5 protein-coding genes are annotated in these 5,132 nt (G+C 74.6%); 3 read left to right on the plus strand and 2 right to left on the minus strand.

The features are described 5' to 3' along the window. Positions 1-312: 312 nt before the first annotated feature. Entirely contained in the window at positions 313-1,014 is a 702-nt protein-coding gene (locus GV126_RS34400; RefSeq protein WP_159675198.1) for a class I SAM-dependent methyltransferase, read from the plus strand. A gap of 9 nt (positions 1,015-1,023) precedes the next feature. On the opposite strand, the gene GV126_RS34405 is transcribed toward GV126_RS34400, so the two are convergent. Both GV126_RS34405 and GV126_RS34410 read right to left on the minus strand, forming a co-directional pair. After that, on the minus strand, positions 1,024-1,398 hold the full coding sequence (locus GV126_RS34405) for a fic family toxin-antitoxin system, toxin component (RefSeq protein WP_159675200.1): 375 nt from the start codon (positions 1,396-1,398) through the stop codon (positions 1,024-1,026). Positions 1,399-1,402: 4 nt separating this feature from the next. Further along, positions 1,403-1,654, minus strand: a complete 252-nt coding sequence (locus GV126_RS34410; RefSeq protein ID WP_159675202.1) for an antitoxin — start codon at positions 1,652-1,654, stop codon at positions 1,403-1,405. 192 nt (positions 1,655-1,846) lie between these two features. Between GV126_RS34410 and GV126_RS34415 the strand changes: the two genes are divergently transcribed. Together GV126_RS34415 and GV126_RS34420 are read left to right on the plus strand one after the other, a co-directional pair. Next, entirely contained in the window at positions 1,847-2,692 is an 846-nt protein-coding gene (locus GV126_RS34415; RefSeq protein WP_202035316.1) for an ABC transporter ATP-binding protein, read from the plus strand. Between the two features lie 5 nt (positions 2,693-2,697). Continuing rightward, positions 2,698-5,132, plus strand: a 2,435-nt coding sequence (locus GV126_RS34420) for an ABC transporter permease (protein WP_159675206.1), incomplete at its 3' end; no start/stop codon positions are given.

Below are 5,132 nucleotides of genomic sequence, written 5' to 3' on the forward strand. Positions count from 1 at the left end.
GTGTGGGGGCGGGCGCGAAGGCGCCCGAGATCACGGCGGGCGCACGCCGGGTGCTCGTACGCGTCCGCAGGCGCGCGCCGGGCGGAGGATGGGGGCGCGCGTGCGCCGGGCCAAGCCGGATGAGGGCGAGCGCAGGCGTGGGGCCGGCAAGCGGACAGCGAGGTCGTGCGTACGGCGGCGCGCGGACGGCAGGGTGTGCGTGCGGCGGCGAGTGGACGGCGGGTGCGTGCGTGCGGCGCGCGGGGACGGGGGACACTCACCGTGGGCCCGTTGCGCGGGCCCGCCCGGTCCGGCCCCGTCCAGGAGGTCGTCATGCCGCTGTCGCCCACCGGTTCCGGCAGGATGGCGCGGGACGCCGTCCACCATCCGCTGTTCGCCCGCTGCTACGCCCGGTTCAGCGTGGCCGCCGAGACGCGGCTGGGCATGGCGGGCGTGCGCGAGCGGCTGCTCGCCGGGCTCGGCGGCCGGGTGCTGGAGATCGGCGCGGGCAACGGGCTGAACTTCGCGCACTACCCGGGCACCGTCGCGGAGGTCGTCGCGGGCGAGCCGGAGCGCCCGCTGCGGCACAAGGCCAGAGCGGCCGCGCTGCGCGCCGAGGTCCCGGTCGACGTGGTGCCCGGCTGCGCCGAGGCGCTGCCGGTCAAGAGCGAGGCCTACGACGCGGTGGTGCTCTGTCTGGTGCTGTGCAGCGTGCGGGACCTGTCGCGGTCGCTCGGGGAGGTGCGGCGGGTGCTGCGGCCGGGCGGCGAGGGGCGGGTCTTCGAGCACGGCGCGGGGGGCGGCGCGGCCATGCGCCTGACCCAGCGCGTCCTGGACCGAACCGTCTGGCCGGTGCTGGGCGGCGGCTGCCATCTCTCGCGCGACCCGGTCGCGGCGCTCCGCGAGGCCGGGTTCGCCCTCGGGCCCTACCGCCGGGTGCTGATGCCCGAGTCGGGACCGGCCCTGCCCAGCTCGTACTGCTCGCTGGGCACCGCCTGGCGTCCGGCGGCGGACCCGCTGCTCACGGAGGGCTGAACCCGCCGCTCACAGACTCCACTGGCGCAGTTCCCGCGCGATGTCGTGCACGGAGGCCTCGCCGGACTTCACCAGCCGGGCCAGGTCCCGCACCTGCTCGGGCGAGACGACGACCTTCAGGCCACTGGCGACGAGGTAGGCGTAGGCGACCGCGGAGGCGAACAGCGCGTTGGAGCGCTCCAGCGCGGGCACGTGGACGAGCAGGTGCAGCAGCGCGGCGGCCCGCGCGTGCGGGGTGTCGTAGACGGGGACGTCGAAAATCTCGGCCCGGTGCCGCGCCACCGCGGCGACCAGCGCGCCCCAGTCGGTGACCTGGGGGTCCCCCGGCGTCATCCGCTCGGCGAGCATGAGCAGCCAGGCGAGGTCGATTCTGAGGTCGTTCAACGGCTCAGTGACGGCTTTCGCCGCGATGCCCGCGGCGGCCTTCCAGGTCGGCCCCGAACTCCTCCGCGAAGACGGACTCGTAGCTCTTCATGAAGTCGGCGGCGGCCTCCACGAACGTGCGGCCGGCCTCTCCGGTGTCCTGGCGCACCAGTTCCTCGATGTAGCGGTTGACGCTCATCCCGCGGGCCAGGGCGCGTTCCCGGGCGGCACGGGCCGTGCCCTCGTCCACCCGCACGTTCAGCTGCGTCTTCGCCATGCCTCGACGCTAGCGCCGGGCCGCTAGCACCCGCAAGGCCCCGGGGGGTGGAGACCGGCCCGGCCCGCGGACGCGGACCCGCTCCGTCTCAGGGTGGAGACCGGTTCGGCGCAGGTGGAGACCGGCTCGGCTCAACGGGGGATACCGGGTGTGCGGCCGGTCACATTAGGCTCGGCGGGGGACAAAGCACTCATGACCGAGGCCGTTCCCCATCGAGGCACCAGCGAGGAGGCCGCCGTGTCCACACCCGCCGCGGCGACTGCCGACGCGACCGCCGCCCGCGCCCGCGGACTGACCAAGGCCTACGGGTCGGGCGAGACCACCGTGCTCGCGCTGGACTCGGTGGACGTGGACATCGCGCGCGGCCGCTTCACCGCGGTGATGGGGCCCTCCGGTTCCGGCAAGTCCACGCTGATGCACTGCCTGGCGGGACTCGACACCGTCTCGGCCGGACAGGTGTGGATCGGGGACACGGAGATCACCCGTCTGAAGGACCGCGAGCTGACCCGGTTGCGCCGGGACCGGATCGGCTTCATGTTCCAGTCGTTCAACCTGGTCCCCACGCTGAACGCCCTGGAGAACATCACTCTGCCCCTGGACATCGCGGGCCGCAGGCCGGACCGGGAGTGGCTGGACCGGATCATCGACACGCTGGGGCTGCGCGACCGGCTCGGCCACCGGCCCTCGCAGCTGTCCGGCGGGCAGCAGCAGCGGGTGGCCTGCGCGCGGGCGCTCGCCTCGCGGCCCGAGCTGGTCTTCGCCGACGAGCCGACGGGCAACCTCGACTCCCGGGCCGGCCTGGAGGTGCTCGGTTTCCTGCGCGAGGCGGTCGACAGCCTGGGGCAGACGGTGGTCATGGTGACCCACGACCCGGGTGCGGCGGCCCACTCCGACCTGGTGCTCTACCTCGCGGACGGCCGGATCGTGGACGAGATGGCGCATCCCACGGCGGAGGCGGTGCTGGAGCGCATGCGCCTGTTCGCCTCGGGCGGCGGCCGGGACCGCGCCGGCAGCGCCCCCGCCGTCGAGGAGGCGTGAGGGACGTGCTCAAGGCGACGTTGCGCAGCTTCCTGGCCCACAAGGGCCGGTTGCTGCTGTCGGCCCTGGCCATCGCGCTGTCCGTGGCGTTCGTCGCGGGCAGCCTGATCTTCTCCGACACCGTTTCGGGGACCTTCGACCGGCTGTTCGCCTCGACCGCCGCCGATGTGTCCGTCACGCCCCGGCAGGACCTGAGGTCCCCGCTGCCGACCGGCACGGTGCAGACGCTGCCGGCGGCGCTGGCGCGGCGCGTGGCCGAGGTGCCCGGCGTGGCGGCGGCCCATGTGGACGCCTCCGTGGAGAACGTGGTGGTCGTCGACCGCCACAACCGGCCCGTCGGTCCGGCCACCGGCGCCCCCACCGTCGCCCGCAACTGGGAGGAGACCGGCCGCAGGCCGGTGGAGCTGACCTCCGGTCACACCCCGCGCGGCGACGGCGAGGCGGTGCTGGACGCGGACACGGCCGCGCACCAGCACGTGCGGATCGGTGACGCGCTGACGGTGCAGGCGCAGCCGGGCACCTTCCGGGTGCGGGTGGTCGGCATCGCCACGTTCACCACCACCAACCCCGGCACGGCGGTGGTCTACCTGGACACCCCGACCGCGCAGCGGCGGCTGCTGGGCTCCGCGGCCCGCGCGACCGGCATCTCGGTCGACGCGGCGCGGGGCGTGAGCGACGCACAGCTCAAGCGCCGCGTCGCCGCGGCGGTCGGGACTCGCGCGTACGACGTGCGGACCGCCGCCGAGCATGCCAAGTCGGCCGCGGCGAGCCTGGGCTCGTTCCTGAAGATCATCAAGTATGTGATGCTCGGCTTCGCCGGGATCGCGGTCCTCGTCGGCGTGTTCCTGATCGTCAACACCTTCTCGATGCTGATCGCCCAGCGCACCCGGGAGCTGGGCCTGCTGCGCGCGCTGGGCGCCGACCGCAGGCAGGTGCGGCGGTCGGTGCTGACCGAGGCGGTGCTGCTCGCAATGGTCGCCTCCACGCTGGGCCTGGCGGCCGGCATCGGGCTGGCCGCCGGGCTGATCCGGCTCATGAGCCTGTTCGGCATGAACCTGGACGCCACACAGATGGTCATCGGCTGGACCACGCCCGTGGCCGCCTACGTCGTCGGCGGCGGTGTCACGTTCGTGGCCGCCTACCTGCCGGCCCGGCGGGCCGCGGCCGTCTCCCCCATGGCGGCCCTGGCCGACACCGAGGTCGCCGGGGTGGGGCGCCCGCTGACGGTGCGGGCCGTGGTGGGGGCGGTGGTCGGCGCGGCGGGTGCCGCCGCGCTCGGGGCCTGCACGGCCGTGTCCCGCACCGCGATCGCCGCCTCGCTGCTGGGCGTCGGCGTGGTGCTGACCCTGATCGCGACCGTGGTCGCCGGACCGCTGCTGGTGCGCCCGCTGATCCGGGTGCTGGGCGCGGCCTTCCCGGCGCTGTTCGGCTCCGTCGGGCGGATGAGCCAGCGCAACGCCCTGCGCAATCCGCGCCGCACCGGGGCGACCGCGGCCGCCCTGATGGTGGGCCTGGCCCTGGTCGCCGGGATGTCGGTGGCCGGCGCTTCCCTGACCCGGTCCATCGACCGCCAGATCGAGCGGACGCTGGGCGCCGACTACATCGTGCAGAACCGTACCTTCGTGCCCTTCCCGCAGCAGGTCACCGACGCCGTGCGGCACACCCCGGGCGCGGGCGTCGTCGTACGGCAGCGGCTGGCGCCGATCGCGCTGCGGCTGCCGGACGGCATCCGGGTGGAGACGGTCGTCTCCGGCTACGACCGGCAGCTGGACTCCGTCGCCCACATCCGGTACGCGGCCGGGGACACCGCGGCGGCGCTGGCCGACGGCCATCTGGCCATGGACGCCGGCTTCGCCCGCAAGCACGGCGTGCGGCCGGGGACGGTGCTGCCGGCCGAGTTCCAGGGCGGTCGCCGGGCCGGGCTGACGGTGGCCGCGCTCACCGACCAGGACGAGGCGGAGGGGTTCGGGGTGCAGGGCGGGCTGTACCTCGGCCTGGGCACGTTCGTCAGGGAGGTGCCGGGCGCCGCGGACGCCGCCCTGTACGTGAACGCGGCCCCGGGCACGAGCACCGCGCGGCTGCGCTCCGCGCTGGAGAAGACCCTCGTCCCCTATCCGAACGTGCAGGTCAGGGACCAGGCCGATTACAAGAAGCTGGTGCACGACCAGATCGCGGTGCTGCTGTACCTGGTGTACGCGCTGCTCGGGCTGGCCATCGTGATCGCGGTGCTCGGTGTCGTCAACACCCTGGCGCTGTCGGTGGTGGAGCGCACCCGGGAGATCGGCCTGTTGCGGGCCATCGGGCTGGCCAGGCGGCAGCTGCGCCGGATGGTGCGGCTGGAGTCGGTGGTGATCGCGGTGTTCGGGGCGGTGCTGGGCCTGGCGCTGGGGCTGGTGTGGGGGGTGTGCGCCCAGCGGGTGCTGGCGCTGCAGGGCATCAC

This window comes from Streptomyces mexicanus, assembly GCF_902506575.1.
GTDB classification, from domain to species: Bacteria; Actinomycetota; Actinomycetes; order Streptomycetales; family Streptomycetaceae; genus Streptomyces; species Streptomyces mexicanus.